The sequence below is a fragment of the Mesorhizobium sp. CNPSo 4688 genome, from assembly GCF_057784295.1.
This window is the reverse complement of the sequence record NZ_JBWLUY010000011.1, coordinates 17,713-40,387: the sequence shown is the minus strand read 5'-3', so window position 1 is coordinate 40,387 and position 22,675 is coordinate 17,713. Positions and strand designations below refer to the sequence as shown.

Below are 22,675 nucleotides of genomic sequence, written 5' to 3'. Positions count from 1 at the left end.
CAGGCTATTTCGGCAAAGCCTCGGAAAACTCCACCGGCCTGCCCTGCCCGGGCGTGACGATCTCGCCATCCCACATGATGCGGCGGCCGCGCACGACGGTGCCGACCGGCCAGCCGGTGACCTGCTTGCCGTCATAGGGCGTCCAGCCGGCCTTGGAGCCGGCCTGCGCATTGGTGATGGTCTCGCGGCGCTTCATGTCGACGATGGTGAAATCGGCGTCGTAGCCGGCGGCGATGCGGCCTTTCCGGGCCATCCCGAAGATGCGCTGCGGGCCGTGGCTGGACAGGTCTACGAAGCGCTGCAGGGTCAGCCGGCCTGAATTGACGTGGTCGAGCATGATCGGCACCAGCGTCTGCACCCCGGTCATCCCCGACGGCGAGGCCGGATAGGGCTTTGCCTTCTCGGCCAGCGTGTGCGGGGCGTGGTCGGAGCCCAGCACATCGACGATTCCTTGCGCAATGCCGTGCCAGACGCCGTCACGATGGCGTGCCGCCCGCACCGGCGGGTTCATCTGGATCAGTGTGCCCAGCCGCGCGTAGTCGTCGGCCGCGAGCGTCAAATGATGCGGCGTCGCCTCGCAGGTGGCAACATCCTTGTGCTGTTCGAGGAACAGGATTTCTTCCGCGGTCGAGATGTGCAGGACATGGATGCGGGCGCGGGTGTTTCGCGCAATACGCACCAGCCGCTCGGTACAGCGCAAGGCGGCGATCTCGTCGCGCCAGACGGGGTGCGATGACGGATCGCCCTCAATTCGTTCGCCAAGCCGTTCGCGCAGACGGAACTCATCCTCCGAATGAAAGGCGGCGCGGCGGCGGGTGTTTCTTAGGATCGATGCGACACCCCCGTCATCCTCGACCAGCAAGTCGCCGGTGGAGGAACCCATGAACACCTTGATGCCGGCCGCACCGGGGAGCCGCTCGAGTTCGCCGACATCTCCGGCGTTTTCGCGCGTACCGCCGACCCAGAAGGCGAAGTCGCAATGCATGCGGCCGGTGGCGCGCCGCACCTTGTCGGCAAGCGCCGCTTCGCTGGTGGTCAGCGGGTTGGTATTGGGCATTTCGAACACGGCGGTGACGCCGCCCAGCACCGCCGCGCGCGAGCCCGTCTCCAGATCTTCCTTGTGCTCCAGCCCCGGCTCGCGGAAATGCACCTGGCTGTCGACGACGCCCGGCAGTATGTGCAGGCCGCGACAGTCGATCGTTTCGCCGGCCGAAGCTTGGCGAAGATCCCCAATGGCCGCGATGCGGCCGTCCCTGACGCCGACATCGCGGGCGCCCTCGCCGTCATGGTTGACCACCGTGCCGCCTGTCAGGATGAGGTCGTAGGTGCTGGCCATGGGCGTTCGGTCTCTTGCGGGGGGAGTATCAGGGGCTTACGTAATGACCGTCTGTTTTGCAAGATCAGGTTCTTTGCCGCCCATGCCCTTTGCCCTTCTCGACAACCGCGCCCTCATTTCCGTGTCAGGCCCGGATGCCGAGCATTTTTTGCAAAACATCCTCACCACCGACCTCGACACGCTGGCCGCCGCAGAGGCAAAGCCCGGCGCACTGCTTTCGCCGCAGGGCAAGATCCTGTTCGATTTTCTGATCGCGCGCGCCGGCAAAAGCGGCTTCCAGCTGGAATGCCGGGCCGACGTCGCAGACGATTTCCTGCGCCGGCTGATGCTTTACAAGCTGCGCGCCAAGGCCGAGATTGCCAAGCAGGATCAATCGCTTGTTACGGTTGCATGGGGCGATGATTCAACCGCTTCACATTCTGATTCAACGACACTTGCCGATACCCGCTTCCGTGACGTAGCCGTCAGCCGCTCCTATGGCGGCGCATCCGAAGGCGGCGATCCGGCTGCGTGGCAAACCCTGCGCATCGCCCACGGCATTGCCGAAAGCGGGCCGGACTACCAGCTCGGCGAGGCCTTCCCGCATGACGTGCTGCTCGACGAGACCGGCGGGGTCGGCTTCAAGAAGGGCTGCTATGTCGGCCAGGAAGTGGTCTCGCGCATGCAGCATCGCGGCACCGCCAGACGGCGCGTGCTGATCGTTTCGGCTGACCATGCTTTGCCCGCGCCGGGCACGGAGTTGACCGTGGCCGGGCGGCCGGTCGGCACGCTCGGCTCGAGCGAAGGCACGAACGGCCTAGCCATTGCCCGCATCGACCGGGTCAAGGCGGCGCTCGACGCCGGCCAACCGATCCTGGCGGGTGACGTCGCTGTTTCGCTCGCCATTCCGGCCTGGGCAAAGTTCAGCTTTCCCAGGGAAGCGGTCGGCGCGGAGGACGCCTGATGGCCGCCGACCGTGTCGGGGCGCCGCCGCGCGCCTGGCAGCGCATGCTGTCGGGACGGCGGCTAGACCTGCTCGATCCCTCGCCGCTCGACATCGAAATCTCCGACATCGCCCACGGGCTTGCCCGCGTCGCCCGCTGGAATGGTCAGACACGCGGCGATCACGCCTTTTCGGTTGCCCAGCATTCGCTGCTGGTCGAGGCGCTTTTTGGCGAATTGCAGCCGGATGCCTCGGCCAATGCGCGGCTGGCGGCGCTGCTGCACGACGCGCCGGAATATGTCATCGGCGACATGATCTCGCCATTCAAATCGGTGATGGGCGGCTCCTATAAGGACTGTGAGTTGAGGCTGCAGCGCGCGATCCACCAGCGCTTTTCGCTGCCGGCGGAACTCGGCGCCGGCCTGCGCAAGGAGATCAAGCGCGCCGACCAGATCGCTGCCTACTATGAGGCGACGCTGCTCGCCGGCTTTTCGACTGCGGAGGCAACCGAGTTCTTCGGCCGGCCGCGCGGCTTCAATGCCGACCGTTTCGATTTCAACCCGCGCTCGGTGACCTCGGCGCAGGCGGCGTTCCTCAAGCGTTATGCGACGCTTGAAAAGCAGCGCCAGGCAGCGGTTGCTGTGCATTCGGCCGAGTGAACATACGCTAAATTAACCAGCGGTAACCACAGTACCGGGTTCGATCACGGTCAGCAGGTACGCCTCATGTCCGTTGCGCACGTCAAGGGTGGTTCGCCCGTCCGCAGACGGGGAGCCGGAGGCGTCGCCGCCCCACAGCAGATCGCAGACGAATTGCGCCACCAGAACGAGCGCTTTTCGGCGGCCGTCGAAAACATGTCGCATGGCCTGTGCATGTTCGATGCCGACGAGCGGATGATCATCTGCAACGGCAATTATCTCAGCATCTTCTCCCTCGATGCGAAGATCGTGCGGCCCGGCATCGCGTTCCTGGATATTCTCCAACACAGCGTCGACATCGGCGTCGCCTCGCAGAGCGCCGCAGACCTCTATGCCATCCGCAAGCCCTATATCGAGCGCGCGCAAGCCTCGACCTACGAGGAAATACTGTCGGACGGACGCATCATTTCCATCACGCACCGGCCGCTGGCCTCGGGCGGCTGGGTGTCGATCTATGAGGACATCACGGAGCAAAGGCGGGCCGAGCAGGAACTGAAGGAGCAGCACCGCCGCTTCGATGCGGCGCTCGCCAACATGTCGCAAGGCTTGTTGATGTATGACGCCGACGGCACGCTGATCGTGCGCAATCAGCGCTTCTTCGACCTCTACAACGTCACACCCAGCGACTTCCCGCTCGGAATGAGCCATCGCGCCCTGCTCGAACAGATGGTGCGCCTGCGCATCTATCCGTCGATCGACATCGACGGCGAGATCTCCAAGACCAGGGCCAGCCTGCAGGCCGGCGAAACGCGCTCGACAAATCGAATCCTTGCCGATGGCCGGACATTGCTGATTGCGCGCCGGCCGCTTGCCGGGGGCGGCTGGGTGGCGACGTTCGAAGACATCACCGAGCGCCGGCGCGCCGAAGAGCGCATGAGCCACCTTGCCCATTACGACACGCTGACCGACCTGCCTAACCGCTCGATGTTCCGCGAGCGGCTCGACCAGGCGCTTGGCGAAACCCCGGCTACTCCGCTGGCGATCTTCTCGCTCGACCTTGATCGCTTCAAGGCCGTCAACGACACCTGGGGACATCCCGCCGGCGACTGGCTGCTGAAATGCGTGGCCGAGCGGCTGCGGCACAGCCTGCGCAGCGAGACCGATGTGGTCGCCCGTCTCGGCGGCGACGAGTTCGCCATCCTGCAGTTCAATCCCAAAGGTGCCACCGATGCGGAACAACTGGCAAAGCGCATCGTCGCTGTCGTCAGCCAGCCGTTTCGCGACAAGGGCCGCGACATGCATGTCGGCATCAGCGTTGGCATCGCGCTGTATCCCGGTGACGGCAAGGACGCCGACACGCTGTTGAAGAATGCCGACATGGCGCTCTACAGCGGCAAGAGCGAAGGCCGCAACGTCTACCGCTTTTTCGAACCCGGCATGGATGCCTTGGTGCGAGAGCGCCGGGCGCTCGAAACCGATCTCGAGACGGCACTGAAGCGGCAGGAATTCGTCCTGGACTTCCAGCCCATCACCAACATCGCGTCGGGCGAAATCGTCGGGGCCGAGGCTTTGATGCGGTGGAATTCGCCGACGCGCGGCCTGGTGGCGCCCGACGATTTCATCGCGGCCGCCGAAGACAGCGGACTGATCGTTCCGCTGGGCGAATGGGCGCTGAAACAGGCCTGCAGCGTGGCCGCCGGCTGGCCGCCCGAAATGCGCATCGCCGTCAACGTCTCGGCCGTGCAGATCAGAAGCGCCGACTTTGCCCGCAGCGTGATTTCGGCGCTGGCCGTTTCCGGCGTGCCGGCCAGGCGGCTTGAGCTGGAGATCACCGAAACCGTGCTGATGGATGAGAGCAAGACGGTGCTGAAGACGCTGAGGCAGCTGCGCGAACTCGGCGTCCGCATTGCGCTCGACGATTTCGGCACCGGCTATTCGTCGCTTGGCTATCTCAGGCGTTTTCCCGTCGACAAGATCAAGATCGACCGCTCGTTCATCCATGATATCGACAACCGGGACACGGCGGCGATCGTGCGCACGATCATCGGGCTTGGCGCCGAGCTCGGCATCACCGTCACCGCTGAAGGCGTCGAGACCGAAGCGCAGCTCGACATATTGCGCAAGGCTGGCTGTGTCGAGGCGCAGGGCTTTCTGATCGGCGTTCCGTCAAAGGCGGCTGACATGGCACGACTGCTCAAGTCGAAGGCCGCGTCCCGGCCCGCCTGAACATCCCCGGCGTCATTCCATGCGCCGCGCGGAAGGTGCGCGAGAGATGGCTCTGGTCGGAGAAGCCGGCCGCAAGGGCGGCGTCGGCGAGGTTTGAGCCTTGGCGGATCAGGAGATCGGCGCGGCGCAACCGGCGGTCACGGATGAAGGCAGCGGGCGTGAGACCCAGCACCTTCCTGAAATCCCGGATGACCTGAAAGCGCGTCACGCCTGCAGCTTCGGCGAGCCGCCGCAAATCGAGGTCCGAGTTCAGATGGTCTTCGATGACCTGTTCATAGACCTGGAGCCGGCTTTTCGATCCGAAGCTTTCGACCGCCTCGCGCCGCCGGCCGCCCCAATCGCCATGGCGCAGGATGAGCCTGCGCAAGGCGATCAGCATGGATGTTTCGGCACTTGTGGCATCGCTTGATGTCGAGCTCTGATGCGCTACGGCCACAGCCTGGACGAGGTCGGCATCATCGACGATCGATTGCGAAAACAGTGGCGCACGATCCTGCCCGAGCTCTGCAGCGATCGCGCCCATGAGTGGGGTCGAGGGATAAAAGGTCCGATAGGCCCAGCCCTGCTCGGCACCCGCCTCGCCGTCGTGCCATATCTCCGGATTAACGAGGAGGACGGTGCCCGACGGCGCGACGACGGTCTCGTTGCCGATGCGGACACGCTCGCAGCCTTGCGTGATCAGGGCGACGACATAGGTCGGGTGCGTGTGCAGCTGATAGCGATGCCGGGTGAAACGCGCCTTGAGCATGCCAAGATCGCGAAAGCGCGGATGACGCCAGAACTGCGTTGTCTCCTGCGGCTCCTGAATTCCCGACACGGTCAATCCTGTTCAAGACGCTGCCGGCGCAAACCCTTTAGGTGCTGGCATCGACAAGGCCGAATTTACGACGGCCGGCAAGGAGAGCGCAATGCTACACAACGACCCCGTCGCCGCCCTCACCCCGCAGGTGGTGGAATGGCGGCACCACATCCACGCCAATCCCGAGCTCGGCTTCGGCGAATACGAGACCGCGCGCTTTGTTGCCGACAGACTGCGCGCCTTCGGGCTTGACGAAATTCATGAAGGCGTAGGCGGCACCGGCGTGGTCGGCGTCCTCAGGGGACGGCCGGGGACACGCGCCATCGGGCTCAGGGCCGAGCTCGATGCCTTGCCTGTGCTGGAGAAGACCGGATTGCCATATGCCTCGAAAAAGGACGGCGTAATGCATGCCTGCGGCCATGACGGCCACACCGCGATGCTGCTCGGCGCCGCCAAGCTGCTCGCCGACAGCAGAGCCTTCGACGGAACCGTCTATTTCATCTTCCAGCCGGCGGAGGAAAATGAAGGGGGCAGCATGCGCATGATCGAGGACAGGCTGTTCGAGCGCTTCCCGGTGGAAGCCGTCTACGCCGTCCACAACTGGCCGGGACTGCCGCTTGGAACGATCGCTACTCGCGCCGGTGCGATGATGGCGGCCGTCGACACCTTCGAGTTGAGTTTCGAGGGAACCGGCGCACATGCCGCCATGCCGCAGCTTGGCGACGACCCGGTGCTTGCGGCCGGCGCTTTCGTTCAGGCCGCGCAGCGCATCGTCAGCCGCTCGGTCGATCCACAGACGGCGCTGGTCGTCTCGATCACGCAGATCCATGGCGGCAATGTCGGCAACATCGTGCCGGGCAAGGTCTGGCTGCAGGGGACCTGCCGCTTCTTCGAGTCCGCTCTGTCGGATCATTGTGAAAGGCTGATCGGCGACATCGCGGACGGTATCGCCTCGGCGCACGGCCTGACCGCAAAGCTGGCCTACAGGAAAGGCTATCCGCCGCTGGTCAACACATCGGTCGCGACCGAACAGGCCGTGCAGGCCGCCACCGCCGTCGTCGGCAGCGAGCAGGTCGAGACCGCGTTCAACCCGAGCCTCGGTTGCGAGGATTTCGCCTATATGGTCCGCGAAGCCGGCGGTTGCTATGCGTGGATCGGCGCCGGCTCAGTCGGACCGGGCGAAGGACTGCATGGCGATCGCTATGTCTTCAACGACGCAATCGTTCCGACCGTGCTGAGCTATTTCGTCACCCTCGTCGAGCAGACGCTGGCGGCCAATACAGCAGATTGAATGCCGCTATTCAGCGCAGCGTCTCGATGTATTTTTCGTGGAAGCTGACATAGCCGGGCTCGACCACTTTAAGATGGCGTTCTATCAGCTGGTGGAACGCCGGCAGCTGATGGAACGGCACGCCGGGATAAGTGTGATGCTCGGCGTGGTAGGGCATGTTCCAGGCAAGTTTGCGCACCAGCCAGTTGGTCAGCGTGGTACGGGTGTTTTCGAGCATGTTGGCGACGAGCGGGCAGCGGCCATGTTCGGCCAGCAGATAGAGCCTGAGGAATGGCTGTCCGAGCAGCGCCGGCACGATCCAGACATAGAGCAGCACCGTCGCGTTGAACCAGAGCGCCAGTGCGGCGACTACGACGTAGAAAGCGATCATGGCGCGGGCCTCAGAACGCACCTTGGGCAGGCCCTTCGGCGGCACGTAGCTGTCGCGGCAGCCGCCGGTCGCGTTGGTGTAGAGCGTCTGCAAATGCCCCCACCAGACTGGCAGGCCGGAGACGTGGACGATGTATTGCCGCACCGTCTCTGGCTTCGGAAAGGCGAGTTCGGGATCGTTCTCGGGATCCTGGGTGAAGCGATGATGAGAGAAATGGAAGTAGCGGAACCAGTCGGCCGGCAGCGCGATCGCCAGGCTGCAGACCCTTGCCACGGCATCGTTGACCCACTGTGTCTCGAAGGCCGTCCTGTGCACTGTCTCATGCAGCAGCGTGAACAGGAAGACGATGAGGATGCCTTGCGGCAGCATGAGCAGCGGCCAGTACGGCACCTCAGCCACAATCAGCGCGCCGATAACGATGATCCCGCCGAGATGGAATGCGAGCTGGACCAGGCCCGGCCCGTCCGATTTGCCGGTCAGGCGGCTGCGCTGCTCATTGGTCAGCGACGCGATGACATCGCGATGGTCTCTGGGTTCAGTCTGGGCCGATATGTTCATGGCGCCACGCTACCCCAACAAGAAACCTTTCTAAAAACGAGGATTTCTGCAAAATAGATAAGCTAAGCTTATTTATCGGATCACCAAATGGCCGCGCGTCCATCCCTGAAAGGACTGCAAGCCTTCGAGGCGGCTGCACGCTCGGGGAGCTTTGCCGCGGCGGCGGAAGAGCTGTCGATCTCGGCGGCGGCCGTCAGCCAGCTTATCCGCACCGTCGAGGAGCAGATGGGCCGCAAGCTGTTCCATCGCGTCAACCGCCGCGTGGTGCTGACCGAGGCCGGCGTCGAGATGCTGCCGAGGCTGACCTTGGCCTTCCAGGAAATCGGCAGCATCGCGCGCGGCAGCGATGCCTTCCGCCCGCGGCTTGTCATATCGGTGCCGCCGTCCATGGCGATGGGCTGGCTTTCGGAACGTCTCGCCGGCTTTGTCGCCAGCCACGGCGCCGTCGACATATCCCTGCGCGGCGATGACGACCCGGTGCCGTTCGACCGTGAACTGATCGACCTCAGACTGTCCTTCGGACCGCACTATCGTGAGCACCCGACCGAGGACATTGTCAGGGACGCCGTCTATCCCGTCTGCGCACCTGGACTTGCCACCAGATCGGAAAAACTGGCCGGCCTGCCGCTGATCCATACCGATTGGGGACCGACTGGCGCGTCATTTCCCTCGTGGCGCAACTGGTTCGAGGCAGCTGGCATCGAGCCCGGCCGGGCAGTCCAGCGCGGCCTGTCGGCAAACTCGTCGCGGGCAGCGCTCGACCTTGCCATTTCAGGGTTGGGCGTGACGCTGGCACAAGGCATCTATTGCGGCCAGGCGCTGGAAGACGGCCGGCTGGTCCGGCCGAATACCCTGTCGATCGCGCTGCGCCAACCCTATTGCCTGACGATCCCCGAGCGCAGCGCAAGGCGCGATGTGGTGGCGGCGTTTCGCGCCTGGCTAGTCGAGGAATGCCGGCGGGCGGTAGGTTCGCCGGCGCTTCTATGATGGCTTGCCCACTCAGAGATGGCCCGCCAGCGCCGCCACCATGTCCTTGCTCGTCGCCACGGGAACGATCTCGAACTCCACCAGGTCGGACCATTCGATGACCCAGCGCTGCAGCAGCGTGACGTCATCGGCTTCGACCAGAAGGAAGCAGCGGCTCATATCCGCCGCGATCCAGGAGTGGTGCACGACAAGCTCATCCGGCTTCAGGCGGCCGCGTTCGCCGAAGCGACGATAGATCTCCTTACGGTCGCAGCCGGTGAAATCCTCGATCACGATGAACTGCATACGTCCCCCTCGCCTTGAATTACCGCCCGGGACGGTCGAGCCGTTCCAGGAACCATTGCGTCAGCCGTACCCAGACCTCGTCCTTCTCGCCGGAATCCTCCCAGCCATGGTCGAGATTGGGGTTGTCGTTGACCTCGATGACGAAGACGCCGTCCTTGGTTTCCTTGAGGTCGACGCCGTAAAGCCCGTCGCCGATGCAGCGCGCCGCCTTCACCGCCGTCTCGACGACATGCGGCGGCGTCTCTTTCAGCGTGAAGGTCTTGATGCCGCCCTGGTCGGGCTTGCCGCTGGCCTTGTGGTTGACGATCTGCCAGTGCTTCTTGGCCATCAGATAGTGCACGGCAAACAGCGGCTGGCCGCCGAGCACGCCGACACGCCAGTCATATTCGGTCGGAATGAATTTCTGCGCGATCAGAAGATCGGAATCCTCCAGCCACTCGGTGGCGAGTGTCTTCAGTTCCTCGAAGCTGCCACATTTCTTGACGCCGCGCGAAAACGATGAATCCGGGATCTTCAGCACCAGCGGAAAGCCCAGCGTCTGCGCCGCCAAGTCGAGGTCCGTGGTGCCGGCAATCATCACCGTCGGCGGCACCGGTACCTTGTTGTAGGCCATCAGCTCGTTGAGATAGACCTTGTTGGTGCAGCGGATCATCGACAGCGGGTCGTCGATCACCGGCATGCCTTCCTGCTGGGCGCGGCGCGCGAAGCGGTAGGTATGGTTGGAGATCGAGGTGGTCTCGCGGATGAACAGCGCGTCGTAATTGGCGAGCTTGGCCAGGTCCTTCCTGGTGATCGGTTCGATTTCGACGCCCATCTTTTCGGCGATCTTGGCCCAGTAGCGCAGCGAGGAAATCTCCGACGGCGGCAACTCCTCATGCGGATCGACCAGCGTGGCGAAGGTGTAGCGCGCCGGTGTGCGGCCCTTGGTGTCACGCCACTCGCGGTTGGTGTAGGTCTCGAGCGCCTGGACGAAGAAGGCCTCTTCCTCCTCGGTCATCCTGGCCAGCGGCAGGAAGCCGATCTTGCGGATCGAGGCCCATTCGGCACTGTCCTTGATGTGGACCTCAAGCGCCGGGGCGCGGAACCAGTCGAATAACAGCTTGGCGAAGCGATCCCAGATCTTCGACGGGCCGATGCCGAAGAAGATGCAGACTTTTTGCGGAAAGACGCCGCCGAGATCCTTGCGGCATTTGTTGAGCGCCAGTTCCAGTTCTGGCAGCGCGTGCTCGTAGAGCTTGCGCTCCGACAGGTCGATCATCGTCTCGACCGTCGGGATGACCTTGTGGCCACGCGAACCGGCGAGCAGTGAGGCATAGTAGCCGCGGCTCTGGTAGGCGTAGTTGTTCGACAGGTTGATGACCTTCGGCTGCTGGCCGCGAAACAGCGCCGGATGCGCAAGATAATCACGGTTGGTGATGATCTTGTGCGGCGTCGCGGCCTGGTCGAGATCGTTCTGCCGGCCGGTGAGGATGACCCAGGTCATTGTTATCAGCGTTTCCCAAGAGTGATGGCAGCACGCAGTCCGTCGCGGCCGAATTGCGCCATGTTCATGAAGATGCCGTAGGGGACGGGAATGTTTGCGGCATCGAGGATGGTCTCCTGTCTTTCGTCCTCGACCCAGGGATCGTGGATCAGGATGTGATCGCCGTCATCGCCGATGGCCAGCACCCAATGCGGCACCTTCTTGCCGAACATCAGGAAACCGCTGATCAGCACCAGCACCAGTTTGCCTTCGGCCAAAGCGCCACGGATGTCGTCGATGGCGAATGAACGGTAATTCACCGGGACGCCGTATTGTTCCGCGCGGCGGCGAAAGTCGACCTGGGCGAGTTCCATCACCCGGCGCTTGTCCTCGCTGCGCACCGACTGCAGGAACAGCGCGCCATAGAAGGACACGAAGATTTCCGCCGCTAGCCCGTTTTCGTGGCCTGCCACCGCAAGGCCGAACGGCTCGCAGCCGCCAGGGCCTGACATCATGAACACCGTCGTCGCCTCACGCCACAGGCGGATTTCCATGACCGGATCGGGCACGAAGCCGGAATCGAAATTGGCCATCGCCATCATCAGGCAGCATGGGCCGCAGGTGAATTCGCAGGTCTGCTGGTAGAACGGCACTTTGGTGGCGACGGGAATATCGCCGCGCAAGGTCTTTTCGTAGCGCAGCGCCGTCTCGCCATCCTCGTAATAGTCGGGTTCGCGACCGATCTTGCGGTAGCCGCTCTGCTCATAGATGCGGATGGCGCGAAGATTGTCCTCGCGCACTTCGAGGCGCAGCATCATGCGGTCGTGTTCGAAGGCGGCCTCTTCGGCCGCTGCAAGCAGCATGCGGCCAGTGCCGCGACCACTGAAAAACGGGCTGGTGGCAAGCGAATAGAGCCGCGCGACGCCGCTGCCCTTGCGAAACAGCACGACGGCGTAGCCGGCGACGCGGCCATCGCTTTCGGCGACCAGCATCTCGGCGGTCTCGCGTTCGATCAACAGGCGAAAGGAACGCCGGGAAATGCGGTCACTGGAAAAAACCGCCTTCTCGATGGCGGCGAGGTCATCGACGTCGGACGCGCGGGCCTTGCGAATCTCGGCAGGCATGCGGGTTCAGAAAACCTCGATTGAGTGGGTGGAAAGCCCCGGTCGAACACGTCGCAAACATCAGCCGAAACGCCGATATCAGCCAAGCGCTATCGCACCTTGAATAGGGCCGAATTGTGACAGGTTCCGCCGCGAGTGGGGGGCGATGGGAGCGGCACCGCGAAGTGCGCCGCCGCCCCGGTGCATGACGCGAAAACGGAATGCGCTCAACTGGCGAGACCCGCCAGAAGCTGGCCGTAGGCGCGCTTGGCGACCGCAGCCAGTTGCTCACGCGGCAGCGAGCCGACGACGGCGCAGGCATAGCCCTTGTCTAGCCAGTAGACCGCCTCGGGACCGTCGGCGTCGGCCATGTAGGTACCCTTGGACTTGGCCGAGGAATCAGCGGTAACGAACAGGGAGATGCGCTGGCCCTTGGCGTCCTCGTAAAGCAGCATGGCGGCCTTGCCCTGGCCGGCGGGCAGCAGCCGGCCACCAACCAGTTGGAAGCCCTCCGCCACCAGATCGGGCGCCACCAGTTTCAGGCCGATGCGGTTGGACAGCCAGGTCTGCAGATGATCCTTGTCGCTGGCCGGCACTTCCACCGCATGGCGTTGTTCGGCGGCATAGATGACATGGGCGGCGATCGCCTCTTCAGCCAGCTGGTCGTCTGCCCCGTCATCCCTGCCGATACCGTCGATGCCGGCAAAATAGCCGCCAAGACCGCCGACGACGAGCACCGCGGCCGCTGCGGCCGCAAGCCACCAGCGCGAATGCCGCGCAGCCACTTTGGTCGGGCCCTCGCCAAGCACGATCTGCTTGAACAGCGCCGGCACGGGCTCGTCGAGCACGCCGGCAAAGGCGGCGCGTAGCGCGGCGCGGTCGGCGGTGTAGCGGGCGCTTTTCGCCTTCATTTCGGGATTGGCGTCGATCCAGGCGTCATAGGCGGCGCGCTCGTCGCCCGGCAGCTCGCCGTCGAGGGCCATGTGGATATCGCGTTCGGAAAAATCGCGGCGGGTCATTTCTCGACGATCCTTATCGAGCGGCGGCGCGCGGTGTCGTCGAGCAGGCTGCGCAGTTCCTCGCGCCCGCGCGCTATGCGCGACATCAGTGTGCCGGCGGGCACGCCGAGAATGTTGGCGGCCTCGGCATAGGAAAATCCTTCGATGGCGACCATGACCAGGGCGGCGCGGCGGTCGGGGCTGATCGCCTGCAGAGCGTCAATGATCTCGCGCGAGGCGGCGTTCTCCGCCTGCTCGGCGGGGACTGCCTGCGCCTCGTTTGCGTCGAGCGGCAGGATCGCCGCCTCACCGCGCCGGTTCACCTTGCGCATCTGATCGATGAACAAATGATGCATGATCGTAAACAGCCACCTCCGGGGGCTCTCTCCTGTCTGCCAGCTCTCGAGCCGCAAGAGCGCCCGTTCGAGGCAATCCTGGACGAGATCGTCGGCGGAATCGTGGTCGCGCAGAAGCGAGCGTGCGTAGCGGCGCAGGCGCGGTATTTCACCAAGGATTGCTGCCTTCTTTTCGTCCATGACCGCTGGTTCTGAGGTCGCCCTTGTTTAACCCGATTGAACGCGCCTTCCCGGCGCGGCGCAAGCAGCCAGCGCGAAGCGGTCTGCCGCCCCGGCCACCCAAGCAATGAGATAACGAGAGGATTGGCCAAATTATTCCCGGCAATCAACAAGAAAGCCGAATTATCCCAAATCAGTCAGTGCGAAATCATTGCCCTTGTAGAGCAGCGGAAGATCGCGGCTTTTCGCGCAGGCATAGGCGAAACAGTCTCCGAGATTCAGATCCGCCTTGTGTCCAACAGCTTTGCCGTAACGGGCACTAGCGTCAATGGCCCGAGAGCCGATGTCGTCGTCGATGGCCAGACTCTCTCCCATGACCTCCACAATGAACTCATCGACCAGATCGCGAGCGTGGAGAAGGGCTTCGGCGCTGGGTTTGCGTGACCCGGCGCCGGCGCGTGCCAGCGCCTGTGTTGCTTCGAAGTGCACCAACGGCGAAACACGGACCTGCCCGGAAAAACCGGAAAGCCGCTTCAGCAATTCCTCCCACCCCGCCTCTTGGTTGAGAATTGCGACGATCACTGATGCGTCAACAAACATCAGTCTTCCCACATCTCATCGGTAAATTTCTTCATATCGAAATCGGGATTGGGCAGGCCAAGCTGCCTGGCCTTGTCCTGAAGACTGGCGATCCGGTCGCGTAGCGGCACAGCGGCGCGGTTGCGTTCGAGTTCGTGGACAAGCGCAATCCGCACAGCTTCCGTCTTGCTCGGAGCGTTCGTCTCACGCTGCAATCTGGTGGCCAGCGCATCCACTTCGTCGTCACGTATATAGAGCGGCATGGAATATCCTCCGATGGATATCTATATATCCCATCCTGGATATTCCATCAAGATTCCGGAACGCTCTCCTTCGCCGCCCGCGTCAGCAGCCGCTGGTAGAACAGCCCGATGCCGATCAGCACGGCGCCAAGGCCGATGAAGGACAGGGCCCTGAGCACGCCTTCCAGTTCCGACATGTCGAACAGGAAGACTTTCACCACGGCAATCGCGATCAGCGCCGCCGAGGCAATGCGCAGCACCTGCGATTTCAGCCAGACGCCGGCGGTGAGCAGGACGACGCCGATGACCAGCCAGAGCGCCGAATAGGTGTAGGTCTCGAGCTGGCCGAGGCCGCTCCACAGGCCGATGAACTCGCCCTTGAACACGCGCCTGACCGACAGTGTGGCGTAGGCAAAAACAAGCAGTGCCGCGACCACCGCCAGCATCTGCGCATACCATGGCGGCCGCTTGTCCCTGGCATAGAGCGCCAGCCCGCCGGCGGCGATGGCCGGCAGGAGATAGGCCAGGAACAACAGGTTGAACACCGGGATCTGGCCGGTCGATTCGTCAGTGAACAGCGGATTCAGCACCAGGAAATGCTGGAAGACGATGAAGGCGACCGAGACCACGCCGGCGGCCATCGAGCCGTAGCGGAGTACCGAGCTTGGCGAGCGCATGTCGACGGCGACCAGCATGGCGCCGGCGCCGATGGCGATCAGCGTGTAGATCGCCTGTTCGGCGAGCGTGACCGGGCCGGTGTCGATGACGCCGCCATGCATGGCGTGGCGCACCAGCATGGCGATGGTGAGCAGCGCAAAAAGGGCTGCACCCGCCTCCATGGCAAGGCGCGGCCGGCCATTTGTGGTACGGGCCAATTGCCAAGCGGCAAAGCCGAAGGCCAGCGCCGGCACGCCATAGCCCGGCAGCAGCCAGTTGAACACCGGCGTCGTCGTCAGAAATTCGGCGCCGACGATGGTCGGATCGAAAGCAACGCGGCCAAGCACGGCGACAGCCGCGCCGACCGAAATCCAGCCGAGCACCAGATAGGAGCGCCAGCGCGTCGCCAGCGCCGGCACGATGGCGGCAACGCCGGCGAGAATGGTCGTCCAGCCGGAACCGAAGGCCATATGCAGCATCAGAAGGCCGGCCAGAGCCGAGCCGCACAGCGCGAAGGAGACGGCGACATCGCCCTTGAGCGGCGGCTGTTCGGCACGCGCGATCCACTCGCCGCCGGCGGCGAAGACGACAACCAGAAGGGCAGCGACGGCGGCGTAAGCAAGATCGCGGTCGAGATTGCCGTAGGCGAACCAAAGCGCCAGCAGGATGACCAGCGGCGCGGCCACGCCCCATGCCGCCCAGCACGCCGCGCGAACTTGCGCGGTGGCGGCGAAGCGGCAGGCGGCCCAGAAACCGGCGCCGATGAAGACCAGGCCGAGACCGATGCCGATGTGCAGCGTCCACGGGTTTCCGGCCGTCACCGGCATGCCGTCAAAGCCAATATTTCCCTGGGCTAAGTCTGAGCCGATGGTGGCGGGCGGAATGATGCCGAGATAGATCATCACGCTCACCACACCGGCGGTATGAAGCAGGGGCAAAGCGCGCGGCCGGTAGAGTGCGGTGGCGACAAGGGCAACGAGGACGGTTGCGCCCGGCAAGGCGCCGCCGGCGGCGACAAGTGTCATGTCGACGGACAGGCCAAGTGCTGAAAACGCAACGAAGACACCAGGCACGATCGAGGGCCAGTCGAAACCGTTCCTTGCGGTTTCCGCTTCACCGCCACGGCTGCCCAGCCAGACAAAGGCAAGTGCAGCCAGCGTCACCGCGTCGATGAACAGGATGACGGCAAGGTCGGTGCCGGGCGCAGCCATCATGTAGGCGATGGTCCAGGCGCCGGTGCCGAAGAAGGCCGCCCCGATCAGGAATTTCCAGTCGCGCATGCGGGCGATCACCGCGGTGGCGGCAAGCACGATGGCGAGATAGATGAACAGCGCCCATGGGTTGGGTGCCTGCGAGGTCACAAGCGCCGGCGTTGCCATTGAGCCGACAAGGCCGATGCCGGCCAGTGCCTGGCCGTGGACGAGAGCGGCGACAATCGTTGCCACGCCTATGGCGCCAAGCACGGTGAAGGCGAAGGCCGGGTCGACGAAGCCGTAAACGGCATGGGCGGCATAGACCGTGCCGAACAGGATGAAAGCGCCGGCGGCCGTCAGGATCGCCGGGATGTAGGCGCCAGCCACTCCTTCTACCGGGACCTTGAAGCCCGTGCGGCGGATGAACTCGCCGCCGCCGATCAGCACCAGACCGAGCAATGCCGCCAGGGCAAGCCGCACTTCCGGGCCGAAAATGCCGGCCTCGATGGTGTAGCGGATCAGGAACAGGCCGCCCAAGGCCAGTGCAATGCCGCCGACCCAGACCGCCCAGCGTGTGCCGAGCGCCGTTTCGACTTCGGACTGGCGAGCTGCTTTCGCGGTGGCAGCCGGCGCGGATCCGGTCAACGCCGCCTTGGCCGCTGCTGACAGTTCCGGCATGGGCTCGCTGGTGGCCGCTTCGGCAGTCGCAGCCGGTGCCTGTGCCGCTTCGGTCGCCGCGGCCGGCGTCTCTGCCTGCGCCGCTTCGGCTACTGTTGGCGAAGCCATGTCGGCAATCGCTGCGGTGGCCTGAGCGGCATCCGCCGGCACGCTGTCATTTGCAGCCGCCTCAACCGCCTTGGCAGCGGGCGCGGCAACAGTCACGCCGGACAGAACCAGGCTGCGCAGCGCGCCGAGTTCGCGCTCGATCAGGCCGATGCGGCCCTGCTGGCGTAGCACGATGACGAAAAGCACGATGACAACGACAGCGCCGATCAGGCTCTCAAACATGGCGGTTCCCCCAAACCAGGCCCGTTTTCACTGACAATTGCGGCGGCCACACGGCCAACCCGGACAGCCAATCAAGTCACGCCACCGCATTGGTGACCGACCATAAATCATCGAGCATGTTTCGTCGGCAAATTCCAGCGGTCTACAGCCGTTATCCTCACTCATCATCTCGGAAGGTCAGGAATGGCGCCGCCGCTACTTGCCAGGAAGCCATGCTATCCTCAGATGAGCTACGAGGAAAACCGAATGCCGAAACGAAGCGCGGGGCTGCTGATTCACCGGACAAAGGCCGGCATTCTCGAGTTTCTGCTCATCCATCCCGGCGGCCCGTTCTGGGCAAGGAAGGACGAGGGTGCGTGGTCTATCCCCAAGGGTCTCATCGAAGAGAACGAGGATGAACTGGCAGCAGCCCGGCGCGAGGCCGGGGAAGAACTCGGCATAGCTGTCGAAGGCGATTTCGAGCCTGTCGGCAGCTATCGGCAACCCGGCGGCAAGATCGTCATCGCCTGGAGCGTCGAAGCCGATGTCGACGCCGATGCCGTCAAAAGCAACATGTTCAGCATGGAATGGCCACCGAGGTCCGGCTCGATGAAGGAATTCCCCGAAGTCGACAAAGCCGGCTGGTTTTCGTTGGCTGAAGCCAGAATCAAGATCCTCAGCGGTCAGCGCGCCATCCTCGATGATTTCATGGAACGGCGCAAAGCCGGCTGAGCCAAGCCGCCTTCCTCAGCGCGCCGCCAGATTGGCGGCTGGAAAGATCGAGCACGTCTCGGTGCCGAAGGCCAGCAATTTGCCCTGCACATCCTTCAGCGTCGCTTCCGACACCGCCAGCGTGCGGCCCTTGTGGACGATCTTGCCCTCGCAGATCACTTCGCCGGTCTTTGGCGTGATCGGCCGCGTAAAATTCACCTTGAACTCCGCCGTCGTGTAGGCCTCGCCCTTCTCAAGCAACGTCTGTACTGCGCAGGCGAGCGCCGAATCCAGCAGCGTCGCCGCCCAGCCGCCATGCACGCCGCCCAACGGGTTGAGATGGCGCTCGCTCGGCACGCCGCGAAACACCGCGCGACCCTCCGACACTTCGGTCAGGGTAAAATTCAGCTGGAAGGAAATCGGCGGCGCCGGATATTTGCCGTCGATGATGCGCTGCAAAAGGTCGATGCCGCTATATTCGAGCAGGTCGCCATGCGGAATGGTGCCGAGGCCAAGCGGCGACACCCGGCCGGGATAAAGTTCGACTTCGCTCATATGATTCTCACGTCGTGATTTCTGGGAGGGCGCCTGCTGTTGCGGCGGCCTTGCCGCCCGAATGATGCTTGCGCAAGGCGGCGAGAAAACCGGCGCGCGCGTCTGGCTGTTCCATGCCGCGCGGCTCGTAGACATGGCGGGTGAAGAAGAAACCGGTCAGCCGGAACGCATCCTCGAGTGCCGCCTGATCGGCGCGCAGACCGGAGCCGCGCTGCAGGAAGGCCGGCAGCGCCAGCATCTTGTCGCGCCATGGCGCGCCGGCCTGGCGCGACACGGCGCGGCCGGATTTCGGCGAGACATAGGCCAGATCCTGCCGGGCGCCGGTCGCCGCGCACTGGCTGAGATCGAGGCCGAAGCCGAGTTCGTCGAGGATGAGCAGTTCGAAGCGCGCCACCAGTTCACCGGCGGCGTCGGCATCGTCGAGATGGGCAATCATCACCGCCAGCGTCTCGTAGAGGCCGCCATGAGCGTCGCGCTCCGGCAGGAGCCTCAGATGCGCGGCCATGGTCTGCAGCCCGTAGACGGCCACCGCGCTGTCCATCAGCCGCGCGGCATTCATCTCGATCGCCTCGGCCTGGAAGGTGCCGAGATGCTCGTCGAGGCGGGCCCGCCACAACAGGTCGACGCGGTTGCCGGGCTGCAGCACCGGCTGCTGCTTGCGCGAGCGGCCGCCGCGCACCAAGCCGAGATGGCGGCCATGCGCGCGCGTCATCACCTCAAGGATGGCGCTGGTTTCGCCATGCTTACGAGTGCCGAGAATGATTCCCTCGTCGCGCCATTCCATGGATCGAGCTTTTCACCGATTGGGAGGCGAAATCAAGGATTGGGCGGAGACGCGCGATCTGTACTGACATTGGACGGCCGACGCGTAGTCAAAATACCACGGTCATGCGAACTTCCTGTGGTCGGCCAGCACCTCATCGATCACGCGCCGGGATCTTTCGGCCTCGGCCTGGTTGGCGTCGTGGCCGGCAACGGTGATCAGCGCCTTCCACAGCGTCCAGCCGCGGCCGCGCGCCCAGGTCGCCTCATCGACGTCGATGGCGGCGCGAAACGCTTCCCGGCTTTCACCTTCGAAGAACGTCCAGGTGATCGCCAGGTCGCAGGAGGGATCGCCGACGCCGGAAGTACCGAAGTCGATGACGGCGCTCAAGCGGCCGTTTTCAACCAGAAGATTGCCCCAGGCAACATCGCCGTGAAACCAGACGGGCGAACCATGCCAGGTGGAGGCAAGAGCCGCGTTCCAGACACGGGTGGCCGACTCGGTGTCGATCTGCCCCTGCAGCGCCTGCAGTGCTTCCCTTGTCTGGTTGTCATACACACTCAGCGGTCCACCGCGGAAGAAATTGTGCTGGCCCGCAGCCGGCCCGCCCTCCGGATCGATCTCTCGCAGGGCGATGAGGAAATCGGCCAACGTGACCGCAAACTGCCTGATATCGGCGATTTCGGCAGTCTTGGCGGTTTCGCCTTCGATCCAGCGGTAGACGGACCAATCCCAAGGGTACCCCTCCCCCGGCTCGCCCATCGCCAGAGGCACCGGGATTGGCAGCGGCAGAAGCGGCGCCAGCCTGGGCAGCCAGCGGTGCTCTTTTTCGACCTGCAGCGCATACGGCGCGGCACTTGGCAGGCGCACGGTCATCTCATCGCCGAGATGGAAGGTACGATTGTCCCAGCCGCCTGATGCCACCGGACTCACCGGCAGATGCCGCCATTGCGGGAACTGCGTAATCATCAACCGACGCACCAGATCGGTATCGATGGTCAGTTTTGGGTCACTCATATCGTCGTCTCAAACTGCCGGGGCGGCAGTTCTAGACGACGAAGCTCAGTGGGGAAACTCAAGCCCCATCTCGCGGTAGCGCTCGGGGTCGTCGCCCCAGTTCTCGCGCACCTTGACGAACAGGAACAGGTGCACCTTCTGTTCGAGGATGCCTGCTATCTCCATGCGCGCGGCCTGCCCGATGGCGCGGATCGTCTCGCCCTTGTGGCCGAGCACGATCTTCTTCTGGCTGTCGCGCTCGACATAGATGGTCTGGTCGATGCGCACCGAGCCGTCCGGCTTCTCTTCCCATTTTTCGGTCTCGATATGGGAGGAATAGGGCAACTCCTGATGCAGCCGCAAATACAGCTTTTCGCGCGTGATCTCGGCTGCCAGCTGGCGCATCGGCAGGTCGGAGATCTGATCCTCCGGATAGTACCAGGGGCCGACTGGCAGCGCCTGCGCGAGGTAATCGAGCAAATCCTTGCAGCCGGAGCCGGTAAGCGCCGAGACCATGAAGGTGCGCTTGAACGGCACTTTGTCGTTCGCTGCCGCGGACAGTGCCAACAGCGCCTCGTGCTTGACCCGGTCGACCTTGTTGAGGATCAGCACCATCGGCTGGCGGACATCCTTCAGCCGCTCGAGGATGGCGTCGGCGTCGCCCCGGATGCCACGCTCGGCATCGATCAAGAGCAGCACGATATCGGCGTCCTTGGCGCCGCCCCAGGCGGTGGTCACCATGGCTGTGTCGAGCCGCCGCTTCGGCTTGAAGATGCCGGGTGTGTCGACGAAGACAATCTGCGCATTGTCGTGCGTGGCGATGCCGCGCACGATGGCGCGGGTGGTCTGCACCTTGTGGGTGACGATCGACACCTTGGCGCCGACCAGCTGGTTGACCAGCGTCGACTTGCCGGCATTGGGGGCGCCGATCAGGGCGACGAAGCCGGAATGGGTGGCGGGGGTTTCCGCTGCCGGAGGGAGGTCTTCGCTGGCGGTCATGCCGCACTCCCTTGGTTGGCCCAGATGCCTTCGCGCACAAGAAATGCCGATGCCGCCGCTTCTTCGGCTGCACGGCGAGAGCCGCCCATGCCGCTTGCCGGGGCAAAACCAGTGACCTTCACGGACACCGTGAAGACCGGTTGGTGTTCAGGTCCTTCGCGTTTTTCGATCGCGTATTCGGGCCTGACATCGCTGCTCTTGGCGATCCATTCCTGCAGGTCGGATTTCGGATTGGGCGGCTTTGCCACGACCTTTTGCGAGCGCGGTTCCCAGTATCGCAGGACGAATTGCCTGGCGGCATCGAGGCCGCCATCGATATAGACCGCCGCGATCAGCGCCTCGACCGCATCCGCCAGATAGTTTCCGCCCGAGCCGCGCGAGCGCGCCTTCAAGGCGGCGTCGGCGCGGACCAGATCTTCCAGCTGCATTTCAATGCCGATCTCGGAGCATGTCCGCGCATCGACCAGGGCATTGAAGCGAGGGGCGATCTCACCTTCCGGCGCTTCGGGAAATTTTTCGAAAAGCAGGTCGGCAACGATCAGGCCGAGCACTCGGTCGCCGAGGAATTCGAGGCGCTGGTTGTTGCTGTTGGCCCTGACCGCACTGGAATGGGTCAGCGCGGTCTCGAGCAAACGGACATCCCGGAAGGAATGGCCGGTTCTGGCTTTCACCAAATCGGCCAGAGTTCCACCGGTCGGGCGCTTCAAAGCCATCAATTTACGAAATGGAACATGCGCGACAGGCGCACCAGCGACGGCCATTTCCAGATCTCGAGCGGGCTCGCCTTGCCTGCGATCGAGAAGAAAACGATGTTGGCGCGGCCGACCAGGTTTTCAGCCGGTACGTAGCCGACGCTCAGGCGGCTGTCGGAGGAATTGTCGCGGTTATCGCCCATCATGAAATAGTTGCCGGGCGGCACGACGAACTCGCGGGTGTTGTCGGTGATCGAATTCGGTGTCAGGTCGAGCGTGTCGTAGCTGACGCCATTGGGCAGAGTCTCGCGATAGACGTCGACCGGCTCAGGCACTTCCGTGATATCGGGATTTTGGATCTGGCCGGTCTTCACACGCGGAACGCCCTGGCCGTTGATGAACAGCTGGCCGTCCTTCATCTGGATCCGGTCGCCGGGTAGGCCGACGACGCGCTTGATGTAATCGAGCGACGGATCCGGCGGGAACTTGAACACCACCACGTCGCCACGCTTCGGGTCGGAACCCCAGATGCGGCCCGAAAAGATGTCGGGCCCGAACGGCAGCGAATAGCGCGAGAAGCCATAGGACCATTTGGTGACGAAGAGATAGTCGCCTTCGAGCAAGGTCGGCCGCATCGATCCCGACGGGATCGAGAAGGGCTGGAACAGCAGCGTGCGGATGACCATGGCCAGCAGCAAAGCCTGGATGATGACGCTGACGATTTCGCCAAGCCCGCCGGATTTCTTCTCGGATTTTTCAGCCACGCTCATGTCGTCCTCGATTGTGCTTGGATGGTATAGAGTCTCGGCGC

General features: G+C 63.8%; 23 protein-coding genes. 6 read left to right on the top strand and 17 right to left on the bottom strand.

The window, feature by feature from the left end:
- Positions 1-4: 4 nt before the first annotated feature.
- Positions 5-1,336, bottom strand: a complete 1,332-nt coding sequence (locus tag AC04SH_RS21610) for a dihydroorotase (RefSeq protein ID WP_488576557.1) — start codon at positions 1,334-1,336, stop codon at positions 5-7.
- 82 nt (positions 1,337-1,418) lie between these two features.
- Here AC04SH_RS21610 and ygfZ point away from each other — a divergent pair, with 82 nt between their 5' ends.
- The 3 genes from ygfZ to AC04SH_RS21595 all read left to right on the top strand — a co-directional run bounded on the left by ygfZ (position 1,419) and on the right by AC04SH_RS21595 (position 5,122).
- A complete protein-coding gene (gene ygfZ, locus AC04SH_RS21605; RefSeq protein ID WP_488576556.1) occupies positions 1,419-2,279 on the top strand; it encodes a CAF17-like 4Fe-4S cluster assembly/insertion protein YgfZ in 861 nt (286 codons plus the stop codon).
- Entirely contained in the window at positions 2,279-2,917 is a 639-nt protein-coding gene (locus AC04SH_RS21600; RefSeq protein ID WP_477234340.1) for an HD domain-containing protein, read from the top strand. The genes ygfZ and AC04SH_RS21600 overlap by 1 nt, the downstream gene beginning before the upstream one ends.
- Before the next feature lie 66 nt (positions 2,918-2,983).
- Entirely contained in the window at positions 2,984-5,122 is a 2,139-nt protein-coding gene (locus AC04SH_RS21595) for a putative bifunctional diguanylate cyclase/phosphodiesterase (protein WP_488576555.1), read from the top strand.
- On the opposite strand, the gene AC04SH_RS21590 is transcribed toward AC04SH_RS21595, so the two are convergent.
- Complete coding sequence (locus AC04SH_RS21590) at positions 5,091-5,939, bottom strand: AraC family transcriptional regulator (protein WP_488576554.1); 849 nt, start codon at positions 5,937-5,939, stop codon at positions 5,091-5,093. The genes AC04SH_RS21595 and AC04SH_RS21590 overlap by 32 nt on opposite strands.
- Positions 5,940-6,030: 91 nt before the next feature.
- On the opposite strand from AC04SH_RS21590, the gene AC04SH_RS21585 reads away from it, so the two are divergent.
- Entirely contained in the window at positions 6,031-7,212 is a 1,182-nt protein-coding gene (locus tag AC04SH_RS21585) for a M20 aminoacylase family protein (RefSeq protein WP_488576553.1), read from the top strand.
- Positions 7,213-7,222: 10 nt separating this feature from the next.
- On the opposite strand, the gene AC04SH_RS21580 is transcribed toward AC04SH_RS21585, so the two are convergent.
- A complete protein-coding gene (locus AC04SH_RS21580; RefSeq protein ID WP_488576552.1) occupies positions 7,223-8,140 on the bottom strand; it encodes a fatty acid desaturase family protein in 918 nt (305 codons plus the stop codon).
- An 87-nt stretch (positions 8,141-8,227) separates the two neighbouring features.
- Between AC04SH_RS21580 and AC04SH_RS21575 the strand changes: the two genes are divergently transcribed.
- Positions 8,228-9,127 (top strand): LysR substrate-binding domain-containing protein, encoded by a 900-nt coding sequence (locus AC04SH_RS21575; RefSeq protein WP_488576551.1) that lies wholly within the window; start codon positions 8,228-8,230, stop codon positions 9,125-9,127.
- 12 nt (positions 9,128-9,139) lie between these two features.
- Here AC04SH_RS21575 and AC04SH_RS21570 read toward each other — a convergent pair whose 3' ends face one another.
- From AC04SH_RS21570 to AC04SH_RS21535, 8 genes are all read right to left on the bottom strand, one after another.
- Complete coding sequence (locus AC04SH_RS21570) at positions 9,140-9,412, bottom strand: DUF3303 domain-containing protein (RefSeq protein ID WP_477234328.1); 273 nt, start codon at positions 9,410-9,412, stop codon at positions 9,140-9,142.
- A gap of 19 nt (positions 9,413-9,431) precedes the next feature.
- Positions 9,432-10,895, bottom strand: coding sequence for a RimK family ATP-grasp domain-containing protein (locus AC04SH_RS21565; protein WP_488576550.1), 1,464 nt, complete (start codon positions 10,893-10,895; stop codon positions 9,432-9,434).
- Between the two features lie 5 nt (positions 10,896-10,900).
- Complete coding sequence (locus AC04SH_RS21560; RefSeq protein ID WP_488576549.1) at positions 10,901-11,998, bottom strand: peptidase C39 family protein; 1,098 nt, start codon at positions 11,996-11,998, stop codon at positions 10,901-10,903.
- A gap of 206 nt (positions 11,999-12,204) precedes the next feature.
- Positions 12,205-12,996, bottom strand: a complete 792-nt coding sequence (locus AC04SH_RS21555) for an anti-sigma factor family protein (protein WP_488576548.1) — start codon at positions 12,994-12,996, stop codon at positions 12,205-12,207.
- Positions 12,993-13,511 (bottom strand): sigma-70 family RNA polymerase sigma factor, encoded by a 519-nt coding sequence (locus tag AC04SH_RS21550; protein ID WP_488576547.1) that lies wholly within the window; start codon positions 13,509-13,511, stop codon positions 12,993-12,995. Before AC04SH_RS21550 ends, AC04SH_RS21555 begins: the two co-directional genes overlap by 4 nt.
- 162 nt (positions 13,512-13,673) lie before the next feature.
- On the bottom strand, positions 13,674-14,090 hold the full coding sequence (locus AC04SH_RS21545) for a type II toxin-antitoxin system VapC family toxin (protein WP_477234318.1): 417 nt from the start codon (positions 14,088-14,090) through the stop codon (positions 13,674-13,676).
- On the bottom strand, positions 14,090-14,332 hold the full coding sequence (locus AC04SH_RS21540) for a type II toxin-antitoxin system VapB family antitoxin (protein ID WP_477234316.1): 243 nt from the start codon (positions 14,330-14,332) through the stop codon (positions 14,090-14,092). The genes AC04SH_RS21545 and AC04SH_RS21540 overlap by 1 nt, the downstream gene beginning before the upstream one ends.
- A gap of 47 nt (positions 14,333-14,379) precedes the next feature.
- Entirely contained in the window at positions 14,380-17,169 is a 2,790-nt protein-coding gene (locus tag AC04SH_RS21535) for a DUF2339 domain-containing protein (RefSeq protein WP_488576546.1), read from the bottom strand.
- A gap of 246 nt (positions 17,170-17,415) precedes the next feature.
- Here AC04SH_RS21535 and AC04SH_RS21530 point away from each other — a divergent pair, with 246 nt between their 5' ends.
- Positions 17,416-17,880: an NUDIX hydrolase gene (locus tag AC04SH_RS21530; RefSeq protein ID WP_477234312.1), complete on the top strand. Its 465-nt coding sequence runs from the start codon at positions 17,416-17,418 to the stop codon at positions 17,878-17,880.
- A 15-nt stretch (positions 17,881-17,895) separates the two neighbouring features.
- Here AC04SH_RS21530 and AC04SH_RS21525 read toward each other — a convergent pair whose 3' ends face one another.
- From AC04SH_RS21525 to lepB, 6 genes are all read right to left on the bottom strand, one after another.
- Complete coding sequence (locus AC04SH_RS21525) at positions 17,896-18,414, bottom strand: PaaI family thioesterase (RefSeq protein WP_477234310.1); 519 nt, start codon at positions 18,412-18,414, stop codon at positions 17,896-17,898.
- A gap of 7 nt (positions 18,415-18,421) precedes the next feature.
- Positions 18,422-19,198 (bottom strand): DNA repair protein RecO, encoded by a 777-nt coding sequence (recO, locus tag AC04SH_RS21520; protein WP_142867706.1) that lies wholly within the window; start codon positions 19,196-19,198, stop codon positions 18,422-18,424.
- 102 nt (positions 19,199-19,300) lie between these two features.
- The gene (locus AC04SH_RS21515; protein WP_488576545.1) at positions 19,301-20,194 is read right to left on the bottom strand and encodes an aminoglycoside phosphotransferase family protein; all 894 of its coding nucleotides are present in this window, start codon (positions 20,192-20,194) and stop codon (positions 19,301-19,303) included.
- A gap of 45 nt (positions 20,195-20,239) precedes the next feature.
- Entirely contained in the window at positions 20,240-21,172 is a 933-nt protein-coding gene (gene era, locus AC04SH_RS21510) for a GTPase Era (protein ID WP_477234305.1), read from the bottom strand.
- On the bottom strand, positions 21,169-21,885 hold the full coding sequence (rnc, locus tag AC04SH_RS21505) for a ribonuclease III (RefSeq protein ID WP_477234303.1): 717 nt from the start codon (positions 21,883-21,885) through the stop codon (positions 21,169-21,171). Before rnc ends, era begins: the two co-directional genes overlap by 4 nt.
- Positions 21,885-22,634: a signal peptidase I gene (lepB, locus tag AC04SH_RS21500; RefSeq protein WP_112560730.1), complete on the bottom strand. Its 750-nt coding sequence runs from the start codon at positions 22,632-22,634 to the stop codon at positions 21,885-21,887. The genes rnc and lepB overlap by 1 nt, the downstream gene beginning before the upstream one ends.
- Positions 22,635-22,675: the final 41 nt, after the last annotated feature.